We start from the raw sequence: 16388 nt of genomic DNA on the forward strand, positions 1-16388 counted from the left end.
AGCTGTGCCCCGGCGGCCAAGCGAGCGTCGGCCGACTTCAGCGGCAGGCGTACGCTGGTGACGAAGCCCCGCCGCGCGAGGCGCTGGGCGACCAGCGGCGCGTCCTCATGAAACCGACGCGCTTGTGACCGATCCCGGCGTCGGCAGGCTTGCTGGACAGGGCGATGCCCGCGTATTGGGGTGCGGGCCTTCCACCAGGATCGTCTCCAAGCCGCGCTTGCCGAATCGGGCCTTCTCGGTGCGCTTGCCCTGCGGTTCCAGACCGTGTCGCTTCGCATAATCGACGACGCGCCGCCATTCCGCCGCCTCGTCGTCACCGGGCTCGGAAATGACGACACGGCCGTCGGCGACGAGCCGCTCGATCAGCTCGGTCGCCTTCGCGCGACGCGCACGAGCCACAGGCCGCTCGCTGTACGGCTCGGGCTATACCCGCCACTCGTGGAGCGGCGCCGACCGCCGCCTACCGATTCATCCGAAGGCCCGGCGGCCGCCCCCTTCGGGCTACCGTCCGCGTGCGCGGGGTCGTCCGGATGATGGCCGTGCCGAAGGTAGAACCTGCCTGCCTCGGTGACCTCCGCGTGCACGTCCCCGCGACGGCGCCTGACCGTCAGAAGTCCACGGTCGCGCAGCGCGTAGGCCGAGCACCAATCACCCGGCTCCCACTCTTCGGGCTCCTCCCTGGCTCCAAACCGATCGAGAAGCGCACGTTGCCGTTCGTTCAGGGCAGACCAGCGATGCACAGAACCAGCCCACACCGCGCCCCCGCCCCGCGGGTTTTCCACAGGCCCCCCGTGGGCTCTCCGCGGCTGCCATAGTCACGCCATGGACACCTTAGCCAGCGCTCCCCACGCCCCTGACCTGCCCCGTCAGCTCGCCCGCACCCGGCGTTTCACGCTGGGCGTGCCGCGGCACTTCACCGTCTCCCGGGACGGCGCGCGGGTCCTGTTCCTGCGCACCGGAGGCGGCGGCGACCCGCTGAGCGCGCTGTGGGTTCACGAGGACGGCGCCGAGCGGATACTCGCCGATCCGCACCGGCTGCCGGGCGGCGGCGCGGCCCCGCAGGCGGAGCTCGACCGCCGGGAACGGGCCCGTGAGGTCTCGGAGGGGGTGTTGGCGTACGCGACCGACCGGGATGCCCGGCTCGCGGTGTTCGCTCTCGGCGGCGCGCTGTGGGCGGTGCGTACCGACGGCGGCGAGCCGTTCCCCGTCCCGACGGCGGGACCGGTGACCGATCCGCGCCCCTCCCCCGACGGGCGCCGCATCGCGTACGTCACCGGTGGCGCGCTGCATGTCACCGAGCTGGGCGGGACGGACCGGCGGCTGGCGTCGCCGGAGGGGCCGGAGGTGACATACGGCCTGGCGGAGTTCGTGGCGGCAGAGGAGATAGGCCGGTCGCGCGGCTATTGGTGGGCACCGGACGGCGGCGCACTGCTGGTCGCACGGGTGGACCCGACGCCGATACGGCTGTGGTACCTCAGCGATCCCGCGGACCCCGCGAAGCCGCCCCGCCGGCTGCGCTATCCGGTCGCGGGCACCGCCAACGCCGAGGTCTCGCTGTCCGTGGTGGCGGTCGACGGCGGGCGCACCGAGGTCCGGTGGGACCGGGCGGCGTTCGAGTACCTGGTGGCCGCGGTCTGGGACGCGCACGGTCTGCTGATCGACGTCCAGAGCCGCGACCAGCGCACGCTGCGCACCCTGGCGGTGGACCCGGCCACCGGGGAGACGACGCCGGTGGCCGAGCGGACGGACCCCGCGTGGGTGGCGATCGTCCCCGGCACCCCGGCGCGCACCGCGTCCGGTGCGCTGGTGCGCCCGTGGGAGGACGGCGGCACGCGTGGGCTGCGGATCGGCGAGGTGCGCACCCCGGCCGGGCTCCAGGTGCGCGAGGTGCTGGGCGTCGATGGCGAGCGGGTGCTGTTCCTGGCGAGCGAGGAGCCGACCGAGGCACATGTGTGGTGCCACGAACCGGAGCGCGGCTTCGTGCGGCTCAGCGACGGGCCGGGGGTGCACCGCTCGGCCGCGGGCGGCGGCACGGTCGTCCTGGACAGCCTCACCCCGGACGGCCCGGAGGCGACGGTGGTGCGGGCGGGCGCCGAGACCGCCCGGATCGCCTGCCGCGCGGAGCGCCCGCTGGTCACCCCGCGCCCGCGCCATCTGCGGCTCGGCGCGCGCGAGCTGCGGTCCGCGCTCTATCTGCCGTCCTGGTACGAGCAGGGGGCGGGGCCGCTGCCGGTCCTGCTGGATCCGTACGGCGGCGCGGGCACCCAGCTCGTCCTGCGGGCCCGGGGCTGGACGACGTGCCTGTCCCAGTGGTTCGCCGAGCAGGGTTACGCCGTGCTGGTCACCGACGGGCGCGGCACGCCGGGCCGGGGCCCGGCCTGGGAGAAGGAGATCCGCGGTGATCGGCTCGGCCCGCCGCTGGAGGACCAGATCGACGCCCTGCACGCGGCCGCCGAGCAGTGGCCGGACCTGGATCTGACGCGGGTGGGGATCCGCGGGTGGTCGTTCGGCGGGGCGCTCGCCGCGGCCGCCGTGCTGCACCACCCGGAGGTCTTCCACGCGGCCGTGGCCGGGGCCGCGCCGACCGACCGGACGCTGTACGACACGCACTGGGAGGAGCGGTTCCTGGGCCACCCCGACGAGGAGCCGGAGAACTACGCCCGCTCGTCGCTGCTCGGCCATGCCCACAAGTTGCGCCGTCCGCTGCTCCTCATCCACGGCCTGGCGGACGACAACGTGGCCCCGGCGCACATGCTGCGCTTCTCGGCAGAGCTGCTGGCGGCCGGGCGCCCGCACACCGTGCTGCCGCTGCCGGGCACCACCCATCTGCCCTCCGACGAGACCGTCGCGGAGAACCTGCTGCTCTTCCAGCTCGATTTCCTCAACCGGTCGCTGACCGGTTGAACGGGCCGCCCGCGGGATCCGTATGGAGCGCACAGAGACGTCCCCGGAGGATCCCGGATCAGCAGAGACGTCCCCGGATCGGAGGCAGCAGCATGGCGGAAAAGGTTCGGAGCGAGCAGGGCCCCACCCGGCGTACCGTCGTCGCCGCGGTGGGAGCGGCCGGGCTGGCCGCCGCGCTCGCCGCTTGCGGCGACGACGGCGACGGCGGCGGCGGGTCGAAGGACGCCGGCGGCGAACTCGGCAGGACCGGTGAGATCCCGGAGGGCGGCGGCAAGATCTTCAAGGATCAGATGGTCGTGGTGACGCAGCCGTCCAAGGGCGAGTTCAAGGCGTTCTCCGCGGAGTGCACACACTCCCAGTGCCCGGTCACGGAGGTCACCGGCGGCACCATCAACTGCCCGTGCCACGGCAGCAAGTTCTCCATCGCGGACGGCAGCGTGCAGGACGGGCCCGCCCGGCGCCCGCTTCCTCCGGCCAAGGTCACCGTGAAGGGGGACACCATCACTCTGGCCTGAGACGGGCGCGCCTCCACTGGGCGCGTATCCGGTCGGTGGTGGTGACGGTGGCGACGAGGGCGAGGGTGTGCCGGACCATCGCCGGGGTGTAGTCGGCGGGCACCCCGGCGATGGCGTCCGCCGGAACGACGGCCCTGTAGCCGAGGTTGACCGCGTCGAAGACGGTGTTGGGGATGGCGACGTTCGCCGAGACGCCGGTGACCACCAGAGTGCGGCAGCCCAGGTTGCGCAGCAGCGCGTCCACCCCGGTCCCGGCCAGCGGGGACAGCCCGTGCAGCCGCCGCACCACCAGGTCGTCGCCGGACACGGGTACCGGCTCGGCGATCCGTACCGCCGTGCTGCCGGTGAGCTGCCGAACGGGCAGCCGCTCGGCGGCGTAGAACAAGGGTGCGTTGCGGTTGCGGCCACGGCCGTCGGGGCGCCGCTCGGCGACCGCGTGCAGCACCTGGACACCGGACTCGTGTGCGGCCAGGACCAGCCGGGCGACATTCGCCAGCGCTCCGGACCGGCGGGCTTCGGCGGCCAGTTCCGGCAGCGCGCTGTCCGGGCCGACGACGCCGTCCTGGCACTCGACGGTCAGCAGCGCGCACGCAGCGGGGTGCAGCGGTCCGGCGAGGTGGTCGGACTCGTCCGGCGACATGGTTCCCTCCCTGTGCCATACGGGCCGACGGACCGGGCGGGCGAGGGTAGCGCGCCATTGCGCGTGCCGGGAAGAACCACCATCCTCTGACGGATGGTCAGATTGAGTGGGCAGCGTACGGGAGGCGCCGGGACATGACGGTCACCCAGCGGCGGGGTCGCCGCATCATGATGACGCCCGAGGAACGGGACGCCTATCTCGCCGGCCGGCGCACCTGCCGGGTGGCCACGGTCGGCGCGGACGGGCGGCCGCATGTCAGCGCCTTGTGGTTCGTCTGGGACGGCACCGCGCTGTGGCTGTACTCCCTGGTACGCAGCCGCCGATGGGCGCAGACGCTCCGGGACCCGCGGGTCGCCGTGATCGTGGACGACGGTGACGGCTACGGCGAACTGCGCGGCGTGGAGCTCTGCGGCGCGGTCGAGGTGGTCGGGGAGGCACCGCGCACCGGTGAGCCGTGCCCGGCACTCGCCGCGCCGGAGCGGATGTTCGCGGCGAAGTACTTCGACCTGGACGCCATGCCCCATGACGGCCGGCACGCCTGGCTGCGGCTGACGCCCGCGACGACGGCGTCCTGGGACTTCCGCAAACTCCCGCGCAGCTGAAGCGCACCGGGGTACGGCGCGGGGGCCCGCCACACGCGTCAGCCGCTCACAAGCCCGCGCCGGGCTCCGCCGCCGATATTCGCTCGCCCGTGCCGCGCAGCGCGTCCACCGCCGCCCGAATGGAAGGCCTGCGGTCGGCGTCAGCCCGCCAGATCGCGTAGATGTGGCGCTGCATGGTCTGGTGCCGGACGGGCACCACCCGCACCCCCTCCGGCACCGGCCCGCGCCCCAGCCGTGGCGCGACGGCGACGCCGAGCCCGGCGGCGATCAGCGCCATCTGGGTCGGATGCTCCTCCGCGCTGTGGCCGATCCGCGGCTCGATGCCCTTGCCGCGCAGGGTGAACATCAGCCAGTCGTAGCAGAAGCCGTTCGGCCAGGCGATCCACTCGTCGTGGGCGAAGTCCTCCAGGTCGACCTCGGCCCGGTCGGCGAGCGGGTGGTCCGCGGGCATGGCCACATCCGCCGGATCGTCCAGCAGAGCGGCCTTGACCAGCCCGCCGGGCATGGGCAGCGGCTTGTTGTACCAGTCCAGGACGACGGCGAGGTCGACGTCACCGCGCACCACCGCGGGCACGGACGCGTCCGGCTCCATCTCCATCAGCCGGGCGCGCAGCTGGGGGTGCTCGGCGCGCAGCACGGCCAGCGCGTCCGGCACCAGGCCGCGGGCGGCGGTGGGGAACGCGCCCAGCAGCAGCTCACCGACGGCCTGGCCACGCTGTGCCTCCAGGTCGGACCAGGCCAGCTCGACCTGGGAGAGGATCCGCGACGCGTGCTCGGCGAGCAGCCGCCCGGCATCGGTGAGGCGCACCCCCCGGCCGTTCTTGGCCAGCAGCTGCTGGCCCGTCTCGCGCTCCAGCTTGGACAGCTGCTGGGAGACGGCGGAGGTCGTGACGTGCAGCCCCTCGGCGGCACCACTCACGGAGCCGTGCCGGGCCACGGCGTGCAAGGTCCGCAGGCGATCCAGGTTCAACATGTAAGAGATACTACGCGATAACGCGTACGAATTCTCGCTTGTTCTAAGAGGTTTCACCCATCAGAGTGATGGTCATGACCACCGCGACCGCCTCCCGCGGCACCACAGCCCGCACCACTTCCCCTCCCACCCCATCAGGCGGCCGCACCGGCCTCGACTGGCGGATCCGCTTCGGCGTGCTCGCCCTGGTCTGGGGCTTCAGCTTCCTGTTCATCAAGGTCGGCAACGAGGCGTTCGCCCCGCTCTACGTCGCGCTGGGGCGGATGGCCTTCGGCACCGCCGTCCTGGTCGCGGTCCTGGTCTGGAAGCGGGAGCGGCTGCCGCGCAGCGGGCGCACCTGGGCGCATCTGATGGTCGCGGCCTTCTTCCTCAACGCGCTCCCATTCTCCCTGTTCGCGTACGCGGAGCTGACCATCTCCTCGACGCTGGCGGGCATCTGCAACGCGACCTCGCCGCTGTGGGGCATGGTGCTGGCAGTGGTCGCGGCCTCCGACGACCGGCCGACCCGGCAGCGCGTGGCCGGGCTCGGACTGGGCTTTGTCGGCGTACTGATGGTGCTCGGAGCGTGGGAGGGCTTCTCCGGCCAGGACCCGGCGGGCACCGTGATGGCGCTGGTCGCCTCGCTCAGCTATGCCGTCGGCTGGCAGTACGTGCGCCGCAACATCAGCGGCACCGGCGACTCGCACCTGGCGATGTCCGGCGCACAGCTGCTGCTCGGCACCGCCCAGCTCGCCGTCGTGGCCCCGCTGTTCGCCCCGGCGCCGGATTCCTTCCCCGTCCTGCCGGTGCTGTCGGTGGTGGCGTTGGGCGCGCTGGGCACGGGGGTCGCGTTCCTGCTGCAGTACGCGATGGTCGCCGAGGTCGGCCCGACGACCGCGATGATGGTCACGTACTTCATCCCCGTCATCGCCACCGGCGCCGGCGTGGCGATCCTCGGCGAGCATCTGAGCTGGAACACGCCGGTCGGCGCGCTGGTCGTCCTCGTGGGCGCGGCCCTGACGCAGAGCCGGCCGCGCGGCAGGTCGGCGGCCTAGCCCGCGCGGTTCAGCCCAACCCGCGCGGCCCCTCTGCCCACGCGACCTGCTCCGCCCACGCGGCCCAGCCAAGGCGCCCCCGGTCCAGCCTGGGCGCGCCCGGTTCAGTCAAGGCGCCCCGACGGAGCGGAGCCGGTTGCCGACACCATGGCGTCGGCAACCGGCTCGATGTCGTCCAGGGTCAGCGGGGAGACGGTCAGCCGCACCCCCGGCGGCGAGGCCAGCCGGAAGCGCGTACCGGGCGCGACCGCCCAGCCGGCCCGCAGCATCCGGGCCACCGCACCGGTCTCGTCGGGGACCGGCACCCACACGTTCATCCCACTGCGGCCGTGCGCGGCCATGCCCCGCGCCCGAAGGGCCCGTACCAGCGCGTCGCGTCGCGCGCCGTAAGAGCGGGAGACCGCCGCGGAGTCCAGCGCACCGGTCCGCCACAGGTACGCCACCGCGTCCTGGAGGAGGTGGCTGACCCAGCCGGGCCCCAGCCGCTGCCGGCCGCGCACCCGGTCCACGGTGACCGCGTCCCCCGTGAGCACCGCGAGCCGCAGATCCGGTCCGTACCCCTTGGCTGTGGCGCGGATCAGCACCCAGTGCTCGGTGCTGCCCGCGAGCGGGCACAACGGCAGGTCCGTGATGCCGTGCAGGTGATCGTCCTCGATCACCAGCGTCCGCGGATGCGCGGCGAGCACCGCGCGCAGCTCCCCGGCGCGCGCCGCACTCACCGCGGCCCCGGTCGGGTTCTGGCCACGGGTGGTGATCGCCAGCGCCCGCGCGCCGCGCCGCAGCGCGTCCTCCACCGGCCCCGGCAGCGGCCCGTCGTCGTCGACGGCGACGGGGACGGCGCGCAGCCCCAGCGCCGGGACGAGGTCCAGGATGCTGCCCCAGCCGGGATCCTCGACCGCGACGGTGTCACCGGGGCGCAGGTGGGCCGTGAGCACCCGCTCGATCGCGTCGAGCGCTCCGGAGGTGACGGCCACGGGGCCGTCCGGCACCCCCTCGGCGTCGAAGCCGGCGCGGGCCAGCCGAGCCAGCTCGGGGGTGATGTCCGGGGCGCCGTACAGCGCGGGCCGAGCGGCGTGCCGCGCGGCCGCGGCCGCCAGCGCGTCGCCCAACGGGGGCAGCAGCGCGGGGTCGGGATTGCCCGTGGCGATGTCGCGACCCCCCTCCGGAGGCTCGACGCGGATCAGCTCGCGCCACGTACTGGCCGGCCGCTCCCGCACCCGGCTGCCCCGGCGGCCAGCCGTCTCGATGACCCCGCGGTCGCGCAGCGTGCGGTACGCGGCGGCGACGGTATTGGCGTTGACTCCCAGGCCGCCCGCCAACTCCCTCATAGGCGGCAGCAGTTGGCCGGGGAGCAGCGCACCGGAGCCGACCGCGCGCTCCACGCTCGCCGCGATTTCGGCTGCGCGACGCCCTTCGATCCGATATTCTCCTAGCACAAACAAAAGTATGCACTAGTGCAATGGAGATGGCCAGTGACCGCATCGCCTCCGCCCGCCGCGCACGAGTCGTCGACTGCCGCGCACGAGTCCCCGGCCGCCGCGTACCAGCCGACCGAGCGGACCATCCCCACCCGGTCCCGGGACCGCGCCTCCTACGACCGCGAGCTGGTGCACGCGATACTCGACGCCGACTACGTCTGCCACCTCGGATTCGTCCGCGACGGCGCGCCCGTCGTCCTGCCCACGCTGTACGGCCGGATCGGCGAGCGCCTCTATCTGCACGGGTCCACCGGTTCCCGTCCGCTGCGCGCGGCCGGCCAGAGCGACCCGGGGCTGCCGGTGTGCGTGACCGTCACCCATGTCGACGGGCTGGTGCTGGCGCGCTCGGCGTTCCACCACTCCATGAACTACCGGTCCGTGGTGGTGCACGGCACGGCCCGCCAGGTGACCGACGAGGCCGAGAAGCGCGCCGCTCTCGACACTTTGGTGGATCACGTCGTACCGGGCCGCTCCGCCGACTCCCGGCCGGCCAACGCCAAGGAACTGGCCGCCACCGCCGTCCTCCGGCTCGACCTGGACGAGGTCTCGGCCAAGCTGCGCACCGGCGGGCCGAACGACGATCCGGAAGACCTCGCCCTGCCCTACTGGAGCGGCGTGGTGCCGGTCGCCCGCCGCTACGGCGCACCGGTCCCCTCCGACGACCTGGCCCCGGGCACCTCCGTGCCCGAGTACGTCACAGAGCTCGGCTGACCTCCCGCCATCCCGGGCCTCACACCCCGGGGGCTGGACGGGCCCAACGCCTCAGGACCGGGACAGGCCCGGCACCCCAAGAGGGGGGACAGGCCCGGCTCTCAGGGGCGGACGGGCCCGGCAGCGCACCCGTCCGCCCCTGAGGACATAACTCTGAGGACGTAGCCGGGGCCTAGCCCGCGGGAGCGGCGGCGCGCGCCTCGGTCGCGGCCAGGGCCGCGACCGCGCCCAGCAGCACCGCGGTGCCCAGCACCGTCGCCGCGGTCAGGTGCTCGCCGAGCAGCGCGACCGCGATGACCGCGGCCGTGACCGGCTCGATGAGCGTGATGACGGTGACCGTGGTACCGCGTACGACCGCCAGGCCCGCGAAGTACAGGGCGTACGCGAGCGCGGTGGGCACCGACGCGATGTAGCCCAGCAGCACCAGCGTGCGGCCGAGATCGTGCGCGTGGGGCCACAGCCCCTCGGCGGCGGCGAGCGGCAGCAGACCGGCCGCGCACACGGCGAAGGCCGTCAGCGTGGTGGTGTACGGGTCGGTCGCGCGGCCGGTCCGCTCCAGATGGCGGCCGTAGACGGTGACGGTGGAGTAGCCGACCGCGGAGAGCAGCGCCAGGGCCAGGCCCGCCGGCCGTACGGTGCCGGCGCCGTCGCTGCCCAGGACCAGCACCGCCAGCCCGGTCAGCGCGCCCGCGACCGCGAGCACACCGCCCGCGCCGAGCCGCTCTCCCAGGAACAGCCGCCCGCACAGGGCGACCATCACCGGCGCCGCGCCCAGCGTGACGATGGTGCCGACCGCGAGCCCGGTCGCCTCGACCGCGCCGAAGTACGCGGCCTGAAAGACCATCAGCCCCACCCCGGTGACCAGGATCCGTTCCGCGCGCCGCAGTGGCGACTCGTACGGGCGCGGGACGGTCGCACGGGCGGCGACACGGGGGGCGGTGCCGCGGCGGACGGCGCGCGCGGCGAGCAGCAGGACGAGCCCGCCGACGATGCGCCAGAAGGTCAGGGCCAGCGGGCCGAGACCGCTGCCGCCGTAGAGCAGTGCGGCCACCGCGCCCGCGGTGCCCCAGGCAGTGGCCGCGACGGTGACGTAGAGCAGGCCCCGGCCGACGGACAGCGCCGGGGAAAGGGAAGTGAGCACGAGTGTTCTCCCGCGGGAAGACATGAAGGGTTCGCGTCATCCGTGTGCGGGCAGCGGCCGGGAACAGCGGTCGCTGAAGTGACGGTTCGCCGGAGCGCCGTCCGGGACCGGGATCTCGTCACCGGGCCACTGAAGGCCGGGTGACGGCGGTGACTGCCCGCGTCAGGCAGCGGGAGGCGGAAGAACGGTCATCGGCATGGTGATCACATTACCCCACCGCTGAGCGGGGCTCTTCGGCCTCGCATGTCCGGCCCGCACGCTCAACTGTCCGACCCGTACGCTCAGTCGTCCAGTCCGTACGCTCAACCGTCCAGCCCGCACGCCCGGCTTCCGACCGCCGGGTCCACCGGCGCCGGGATCACCCGCGCCGGGGCCCGCCCAAGGCCCGCGCGTCCGTGTCCGCCGCGGCGGGCACGGAGGTGGCCACCGGCTCGTCCGGGGCGGCCTTCGGCGCCGAGGTCTGGGCGATGAACGCGCCGCCGAGCACCACCGCACCGCCGACGATCTGCGCCGTGCCCAGGTGTTCGCCGAGCAGCACCCAGGCGAGCACGGTGGCGATGACCGCTTCCAGGCACGCCACGACCCCCGCGACCTGTGGCGAGAGGCGGCGGATGGAGAGCACGCCGGTGAGATAGGCGACAACCGTCGCGACCAGGACCACCCAGGCGAGGAGCAGGATGGCGGGAATCCGCGCACCATGCATGTCCGCGCGCCCCGCGAGCACCGACCAGTCGAGGTTCCAGGGGCTGGCGACGGCCGTCAGCGCGACGGCACCGATGAGCAGTCCGTAGGCGATCACTCCCAGCGGGTCCGCCGCGTCCTCGGTGTCGCCGCCGTGATCGGAGAGTACGAAGTAGCCGACCTGGCAGCAGGCGGCGCCCAGGGCGAGCGACAGCCCCACGAGGTCGAAGCTGAGCCCGCTCCAGACCTCGACGACACAGGCCAGACCACCGACGGCGAGGACGACGCCCACGGCCGCGGCACGGGTCACCGGGCGCCGCTGCACGAAGCGCACCCAGCCCAGGACCAGGGCGGGGGCGAGATACTCCACGAGGAGCGCGACCCCGACGGGGATGCGCGATATGGACGCGAAGTAGCAGGCCTGGACGCCCGCGACGGCCAGCAGGCCGAAACCGGCGAGCAGCGCCGGGCGGCGGGCCGGCAGACTCCGGTGCCGCCACGCGACGGGCAGCATGACCAGGGCGGCGCCCACGACCCGCAGCCAGGTCACGTGCAGCGGTTCCAGCCCAGCCTCGATCAGCGGCTTGGCCGCGACACCCGATCCACCGAACGCGAGCGCCGACGCCAGGGCGAGGCCCAGGCCGGTGCTCTTCCCCAGAGAGCCTTGCATCGGGCCATCATGCCAGTTCTGTACAGGAGCGTCACCCCGTTGACTGCTGGCAGGGGCCGCCCTCCAGATGGGCGAGCAGCAGGTCCGGATCGATCCCCGTCCGCGTGAGCACCTCGACGGCACGGGACGCATGGTCGCAGGCGAGCGCCGTGAGCAGGTCGAGCCCCTCGGCGCGGCCGGCGCCCCGGGCCCGAGCACGGCGCAGCGCACGGTCCATGGCCAGGCCTGCGGCCGGCGACCAGCCGGAGCAGTCGCCGTCCGCGGCGGGGCCCCGGTGGCGATCGCCGATCCGCACGACCGGCACCGCCCCGGAGTCCTCGACCGTGCCGCTCCACCGGAGTCCGTAACCGATGGTGCGCTGTACGAGGTAGCCGAGCAGCCGCGCGACTTGGGGCCCGGTGAACGCGGCACGCACCTGGGGGTCGGACTCCAGCAGTCCGTGGAGCAGATGGGCCGTGTCGGCCTGCCGGTCACCGCCGCGTGCGGCACGTCGTCGCGCACCCGCCGCAACCGACACCAGCTCGGCACTGAGCCGGGGGTCCGGTCCGGTACCGGCCGGGCCGGCGCAGGGGGAGGAACTTCGCACGCTTCCACCCCATCAGCCCCCTGGGCGCGAAACATCCGCGTAGGGAGGCATATCCACATCCCACCATGGTTGGGCGCTGATGACCGGCTTCTCCTCCTCAGGGAGGAGATGGACGGACGGCGGCGCGGGTTCGGCACGGCGCTCGTCGCTCAGTGCGCGCGGGCGTGGGCCCGTACTCGCCGATCCGTGCTCGCGGGCGAGGACCCGTGCCCTTCGACGGGATCAGTGCTCGTCGGCGAGGATCAGATAGAGCTTCTTACGGGCCTCGTTGATGACCGTGAGCCCCTTCTGCCGCTGCTCGGGGGTGCCGGTCTTCCAGACCTGCGCGAAGGCCTCCATCAGACCGAACCCGGCCTGCCGGATCTCCTGCATGGCCTCCCAGTCGACACCGCGCCCGGCCTCCTCCCACGGGGCCTGCGACCCCGCCTCGGCCTCGGCCCGCCCGGCGTCGGTGAGCGAGAACAGCTTCTTGCCGCCCTCGCTCTGGCTGCCGATCAGGCCTTCGTCTTCGAGGAGCTGCAGGGTGGGGTAGACCGAACCGGGGCTGGGCTTCCACGCCCCACCGCTGCGCTCGGCGATCTCCTGGATCATCTCGTAGCCGTGCATGGGACGGTCGCGCAGCAGCGCGAGGATCGAGGCGCGCACATCGCCGCGCCGCGCCCGGCCGCGCGATCCGCCCCGGCCCCGGCCTCCGTACGGCGGGCCCCCGAAGGGCGGCCCGAACGCCCCGAAGGCCGCGCGGCGCCCTTCGAACTCGCCTCGGCCGTCGCGCTCCGGGCCGCAATGCCCCCGGCCATGCCCGTGCTCATGTCGTCGCTCATGGGAACGCATCGTTACGCTCCTTCCATCGTTGATCAGTCGCGATGCCTCAACGATATATCGGAACCGATCGCATAGCAATCCCCTGGTGATGTCAGACCCGTGGTGATGCCGCACCAGCCCCGAGACCCACCGCCCGCTGTCAGTGCCCTCCCCTAGAGTCGCCCGCGTGACCGAGCCCTCCTACCTCGCCGCGGTCCGGGAGTCGTACGACACCGTCGCCGCCGACTACGCGCAACGCGTCAAGTCCCCCGCGGAGCTGGATCCGTTGTCACGCGCGATGCTGGCCGCGTTCGCCGAAGTCGTACGTGCGGCCGACCGCGGTCCGGTCGCGGACCTGGGATGCGGCCCCGGCCACGTCACGGCGCATCTGGCGGGCCTGGGGGTCTCCGCGTTCGGCATCGACCTGTCCCCGAAGATGATCGAGCTGGCCCGGCGGGCGCACCCGAGCCTGAACTTCACTGTGGGGTCGATGACCGCGCCGGCCATCCGGGACAACGGGGTCGGCGGCATCCTGGCCTACTACTCCACCCACCACACGCCACCGGAGTTGCTGCCGGCCGTGTTCGCCGAATTCCATCGCGCGCTCGCGCCCGGCGGCCATCTGATGCTGGCCGGACACGTGGGGGACGACGAGCGTCTCCGTCCGACGCGGGCGTATGGCGGCCACCCGGTGTCCTACGAGTCCCACCTGCTGCCGCCGGATCGGATCGCCGGGCTGTTGGGCCAGGCAGGACTCGCCATCACCGCGCAACTCGTGCAGGAGCTCGACGAAGGAACGAGGAGGACCGTCGCAACCTTCCTGGCCCGGAAACCCGAACGGCCGTGAGTACGGGGATGCCGCGAGTACGGGGATGCCGTGAGTACGGGGATCAGGCCGTGGGCAGCCAGTCCACGTGGCCCGCCAGCAGTGCGTATCCGACGAAGGCGACGATGTCGATCAGCGCGTGCGCGGCGACCAGCGGCCCCACCCGACCCCACCGGCGGTAGAGCAGCACGAAGATCACGCCCATCGCCAGGTTCCCGAAGAATCCGCCGATCCCCTGGTAGAGGTGGTACGAGCCGCGCAGCAGCGAGCTGGCCGCGAGGGCCGCCATCGGGGTCCAGCCCAACTGGCCGAGCCTGCGGAGCAGGTAGCCGACGACGATCACCTCCTCCAGCACCGCGTTCTGCACGGCCGAGGCGATCAGCACCGGGATCTTCCACCAGACATCGGGCAGGTTCTCGGGCACCACGGTGAGGTTGCCGCCCACTGCCCGCGCGCCGAGGTAGAGCAGCAGTCCGGTGCCGCCGATGGCCGCCGCGAGCGCGGTGCCCCACCCCAGGTCGAACCGCGGCCGCCGCAGGTCGAAGCCGATCGTGCGCAGCCCGGCGCCCTCACGCAGCAGTAGATGGGCCACGAGCAGCACCGGGACCAGCGCGGTGGTGATGCCGAAGAGCTGCCAGGCCAGGTCCAGCCAGGGGCGGCCGGGGGCCTCGGAGGCGTTGAGGGTGGCGGCCTGGTCCTTCAGGCCGCCCGCTGCGGTCACCGACCCGACGAAGCTGATCAGCGCGGACACCGCGCTCGCGCCGACCGACAGCGCCAGGACGAGCAGCAACTCGGTGCGGCGGATCCGCCGCGCGGCCTGACCGCCGCCTCCGGGCGCGGAGACCGCCGCGTCGCGTGCCTGTGCCTGCACTGCCTGCCTCCACTTCCGCCGTCCCCCGGGAGGTCCTAGCTTGCCGCACGGCCAGGCGCGGCACGAACGGGGGCCGAGGCGGAGCGACGGGCTCGCGCCGGGAGGCGGGGCAAAGGCCTACTCGGCGAGGTCCACCGGCCACGTGTGCACGGGCTCGCCGCTGCCGGCCAGCGCGCAGTACCGGCTGGTCATCACCGCGAGGGCGGATTTCCTGTCGAGCCCGCGCTCGCGGGCCAGGCGGTAGGTCGCCACCTGCCAGGACGCTCCGTTGAGGCGCCTGCGGCAGCGTTCCTCGATGATGCCGAGGTAGCGGTCGCGGTCCGCGGGCTCCACGCCCCAGGCGTCCAGGCCGGCCGCGGCCAGTGGCAGCAGTTCGTCCCGTACCAGCTGTGCGGCGGGGATTCGGGCCGTGGCGAGGAAGCGGCCGGACCGTGGCCACTGCAACACGGCGTCGATGCCGTGGCGGCACGCGGCGTCGAAGTTCTCCTCGGCGGCGGCGAAGGGCAGCCGGGTCCACACCGGGCGGGGCTCCTCCGCGAGCGCCCGCACCAGGCCGTAATAGAAGGCGGCGTTGGCGATGACGTCGGCGACGGTGGGGCCGGCGGGCAGCACCCGGTTCTCCACCCTGAGATGCGGTACGCCGTCCGCGACCGCGTAGACCGGGCGGTTCCAGCGGTAGATCGTGCCGTTCTGCAGCACCAGCTCGTACAGCAGCGGGATTCCGCCGTCCTCCAGGACCCGCAGCGGATCCTCGTCGTCCGCGGCCGCCAGCAGCGGCGGAAAGTACCGGAGGTTCTCCTCGAACAGGTCGCGCACGTCGCTGATCCAGCGTTCGCCGAACCAGTTGCGCGGGCGTACGCCCTGAGCCGCCAGCTCCGGCTGCCGGACATCGGTGGACTGGAGGAACAGCGGCGGGCGGGACTCGCGCCACACCTCACGGCCGAAGAGGAACGGCGAGTTGGCCCCCGTCGCGATCTGGGCGCCCGCCACCGCCTGCGCGGCGTTCCACACGGCGGCGAAGCGTCCCGGCGTCACCTGGAGATGTAACTGGACGGACGTGCAGGCCGCCTCGGGTGCTATCGACCCCGAGGTGTAGGTGAACCGCTCCACGCCCTCGACGTCGATGCGGAAGTCCTCGCCTCGGGCGGCCAGCATGTGCGCGTCGAGAAGCTTGTAGCGGTCGTCGCCGGAGAGGTTCGCGGCGCCCAGGTCCGCGGCCGCCAGGGTCGGCAGAATTCCGATCATCACGACCCGCGAGGAGACTTCCCGGGCCTTGCGATCAGCATATGACAGGCCTGTGCGCAGCTCTTCCTCCAATTGATCGAAGACCCTTCCGCTCAACCGGTGCGGAACGATGTTGACTTCCAGGTTGAACTGCCCGAGTTCGGTCTGGAAATCGGGGCTGGCGATACGATCCAGCACCTGCGCGTTCAGCATCCGGGGCATCCCGTCCGAGCCCGCGAGATTCAGCTCGATCTCCAGTCCCATGAGATTCCGCGGGCGGTCGAATCGCCGCTCCTCCATCAACCTCGACAGTCCCTCCAGGCACGCCTGGAGATTCCTGCGCTGCCGCTGCCGGTCGACCAGGCCGAACCCGTTGGCCACGACCTTCTCGCCCATCGAAGCGACCTCCTCGCGCCGGCGGTTCGCGGCACCAGCCGCTGAGTCACGGTCGATGATGCCCAGGCAATGTGATCGATAACGCCCCGTGGACGGCATGCGGCCGGTAGGCTCTGCACTGCGGCACGCGCGGCACCCGGGACGGAATGGCGAAATGCCCTGAAACGGAAGAAATGTTCTGGCGAGAAACACCGACCAGAACCGGCCTACCGCATTGACGGGAAAGGCCGAGGTCAGGTGAGTGCAGAAGGAACACATTCGGCCAAATCGCCGCGCCGGGCGGACCGGAAATCCCCTTGCTGACATTTTCCGCAGCAACTAGCCGGAACCCCAAG

At 73.0% G+C, this 16388-nt stretch carries 16 protein-coding genes; 6 read left to right on the plus strand and 10 right to left on the minus strand.

Going from position 1 to position 16388, the window contains the following annotated elements; translation table 11 throughout:
• Positions 1-105: 105 nt before the first annotated feature.
• On the minus strand, positions 106-399 hold the full coding sequence (locus tag ACQUSR_RS03100; RefSeq protein WP_431040969.1) for a hypothetical protein: 294 nt from the start codon (positions 397-399) through the stop codon (positions 106-108).
• Positions 400-822: 423 nt separating this feature from the next.
• Here ACQUSR_RS03100 and ACQUSR_RS03105 point away from each other — a divergent pair, with 423 nt between their 5' ends.
• On the plus strand, positions 823-2904 hold the full coding sequence (locus tag ACQUSR_RS03105; protein ID WP_431040970.1) for a prolyl oligopeptidase family serine peptidase: 2082 nt from the start codon (positions 823-825) through the stop codon (positions 2902-2904).
• A 92-nt stretch (positions 2905-2996) separates the two neighbouring features.
• Positions 2997-3419, plus strand: a complete 423-nt coding sequence (locus ACQUSR_RS03110; protein ID WP_431040971.1) for a Rieske (2Fe-2S) protein — start codon at positions 2997-2999, stop codon at positions 3417-3419.
• On the opposite strand, the gene ACQUSR_RS03115 is transcribed toward ACQUSR_RS03110, so the two are convergent.
• Positions 3406-4059, minus strand: a complete 654-nt coding sequence (locus tag ACQUSR_RS03115) for a cysteine hydrolase (protein WP_431040972.1) — start codon at positions 4057-4059, stop codon at positions 3406-3408. The genes ACQUSR_RS03110 and ACQUSR_RS03115 overlap by 14 nt on opposite strands.
• A 134-nt stretch (positions 4060-4193) precedes the next feature.
• On the opposite strand from ACQUSR_RS03115, the gene ACQUSR_RS03120 reads away from it, so the two are divergent.
• Positions 4194-4661, plus strand: a complete 468-nt coding sequence (locus ACQUSR_RS03120) for a pyridoxamine 5'-phosphate oxidase family protein (RefSeq protein ID WP_431040973.1) — start codon at positions 4194-4196, stop codon at positions 4659-4661.
• A gap of 46 nt (positions 4662-4707) precedes the next feature.
• On the opposite strand, the gene ACQUSR_RS03125 is transcribed toward ACQUSR_RS03120, so the two are convergent.
• A complete protein-coding gene (locus ACQUSR_RS03125) occupies positions 4708-5634 on the minus strand; it encodes a LysR family transcriptional regulator (RefSeq protein WP_431040974.1) in 927 nt (308 codons plus the stop codon).
• 74 nt (positions 5635-5708) lie between these two features.
• Between ACQUSR_RS03125 and ACQUSR_RS03130 the strand changes: the two genes are divergently transcribed.
• Positions 5709-6668 (plus strand): DMT family transporter, encoded by a 960-nt coding sequence (locus ACQUSR_RS03130; RefSeq protein ID WP_431040975.1) that lies wholly within the window; start codon positions 5709-5711, stop codon positions 6666-6668.
• A gap of 104 nt (positions 6669-6772) precedes the next feature.
• On the opposite strand, the gene ACQUSR_RS03135 is transcribed toward ACQUSR_RS03130, so the two are convergent.
• Complete coding sequence (locus tag ACQUSR_RS03135) at positions 6773-8104, minus strand: aminotransferase class I/II-fold pyridoxal phosphate-dependent enzyme (RefSeq protein ID WP_431040976.1); 1332 nt, start codon at positions 8102-8104, stop codon at positions 6773-6775.
• Between the two features lie 36 nt (positions 8105-8140).
• Here ACQUSR_RS03135 and ACQUSR_RS03140 point away from each other — a divergent pair, with 36 nt between their 5' ends.
• Positions 8141-8857: a pyridoxamine 5'-phosphate oxidase family protein gene (locus ACQUSR_RS03140; RefSeq protein ID WP_431040977.1), complete on the plus strand. Its 717-nt coding sequence runs from the start codon at positions 8141-8143 to the stop codon at positions 8855-8857.
• A 172-nt stretch (positions 8858-9029) separates the two neighbouring features.
• On the opposite strand, the gene ACQUSR_RS03145 is transcribed toward ACQUSR_RS03140, so the two are convergent.
• The 4 genes from ACQUSR_RS03145 to ACQUSR_RS03160 all read right to left on the minus strand — a co-directional run bounded on the left by ACQUSR_RS03145 (position 9030) and on the right by ACQUSR_RS03160 (position 12766).
• Positions 9030-9998 (minus strand): DMT family transporter, encoded by a 969-nt coding sequence (locus ACQUSR_RS03145; RefSeq protein ID WP_431040978.1) that lies wholly within the window; start codon positions 9996-9998, stop codon positions 9030-9032.
• 358 nt (positions 9999-10356) lie between these two features.
• Positions 10357-11349: an EamA family transporter gene (locus ACQUSR_RS03150; protein ID WP_431040979.1), complete on the minus strand. Its 993-nt coding sequence runs from the start codon at positions 11347-11349 to the stop codon at positions 10357-10359.
• Positions 11350-11380: 31 nt separating this feature from the next.
• On the minus strand, positions 11381-11935 hold the full coding sequence (locus ACQUSR_RS03155; RefSeq protein WP_431040980.1) for a hypothetical protein: 555 nt from the start codon (positions 11933-11935) through the stop codon (positions 11381-11383).
• Positions 11936-12157: 222 nt separating this feature from the next.
• Positions 12158-12766, minus strand: a complete 609-nt coding sequence (locus tag ACQUSR_RS03160; protein ID WP_431040981.1) for a PadR family transcriptional regulator — start codon at positions 12764-12766, stop codon at positions 12158-12160.
• A 157-nt stretch (positions 12767-12923) separates the two neighbouring features.
• Between ACQUSR_RS03160 and ACQUSR_RS03165 the strand changes: the two genes are divergently transcribed.
• A complete protein-coding gene (locus tag ACQUSR_RS03165; RefSeq protein WP_431040982.1) occupies positions 12924-13583 on the plus strand; it encodes a class I SAM-dependent methyltransferase in 660 nt (219 codons plus the stop codon).
• A gap of 43 nt (positions 13584-13626) precedes the next feature.
• On the opposite strand, the gene ACQUSR_RS03170 is transcribed toward ACQUSR_RS03165, so the two are convergent.
• Positions 13627-14433 (minus strand): CPBP family intramembrane glutamic endopeptidase, encoded by an 807-nt coding sequence (locus tag ACQUSR_RS03170; RefSeq protein ID WP_431040983.1) that lies wholly within the window; start codon positions 14431-14433, stop codon positions 13627-13629.
• 117 nt (positions 14434-14550) lie between these two features.
• Positions 14551-16053: a glutamate--cysteine ligase gene (locus ACQUSR_RS03175; RefSeq protein WP_431040984.1), complete on the minus strand. Its 1503-nt coding sequence runs from the start codon at positions 16051-16053 to the stop codon at positions 14551-14553.
• Positions 16054-16388 lie beyond the last annotated feature (335 nt).

The organism is Streptomyces sp. P1-3, assembly GCF_050613155.1.
In the GTDB taxonomy this organism is placed as follows: Bacteria; Actinomycetota; Actinomycetes; order Streptomycetales; family Streptomycetaceae; genus Streptomyces.

Coding starts and splice junctions, on each gene's coding strand:
- ACQUSR_RS03105 (WP_431040970.1), top strand. CDS start 823: ATGGACACCTTAGCCAGCGCTCCCCACGCCCCTGACCTGCCCCGTCAG.
- ACQUSR_RS03110 (WP_431040971.1), top strand. CDS start 2,997: ATGGCGGAAAAGGTTCGGAGCGAGCAGGGCCCCACCCGGCGTACCGTC.
- ACQUSR_RS03115 (WP_431040972.1), bottom strand. CDS start 4,059: ATGTCGCCGGACGAGTCCGACCACCTCGCCGGACCGCTGCACCCCGCT.
- ACQUSR_RS03120 (WP_431040973.1), top strand. CDS start 4,194: ATGACGGTCACCCAGCGGCGGGGTCGCCGCATCATGATGACGCCCGAG.
- ACQUSR_RS03125 (WP_431040974.1), bottom strand. CDS start 5,634: ATGTTGAACCTGGATCGCCTGCGGACCTTGCACGCCGTGGCCCGGCAC.
- ACQUSR_RS03130 (WP_431040975.1), top strand. CDS start 5,709: ATGACCACCGCGACCGCCTCCCGCGGCACCACAGCCCGCACCACTTCC.
- ACQUSR_RS03150 (WP_431040979.1), bottom strand. CDS start 11,349: ATGCAAGGCTCTCTGGGGAAGAGCACCGGCCTGGGCCTCGCCCTGGCG.
- ACQUSR_RS03160 (WP_431040981.1), bottom strand. CDS start 12,766: ATGCGTTCCCATGAGCGACGACATGAGCACGGGCATGGCCGGGGGCAT.
- ACQUSR_RS03175 (WP_431040984.1), bottom strand. CDS start 16,053: ATGGGCGAGAAGGTCGTGGCCAACGGGTTCGGCCTGGTCGACCGGCAG.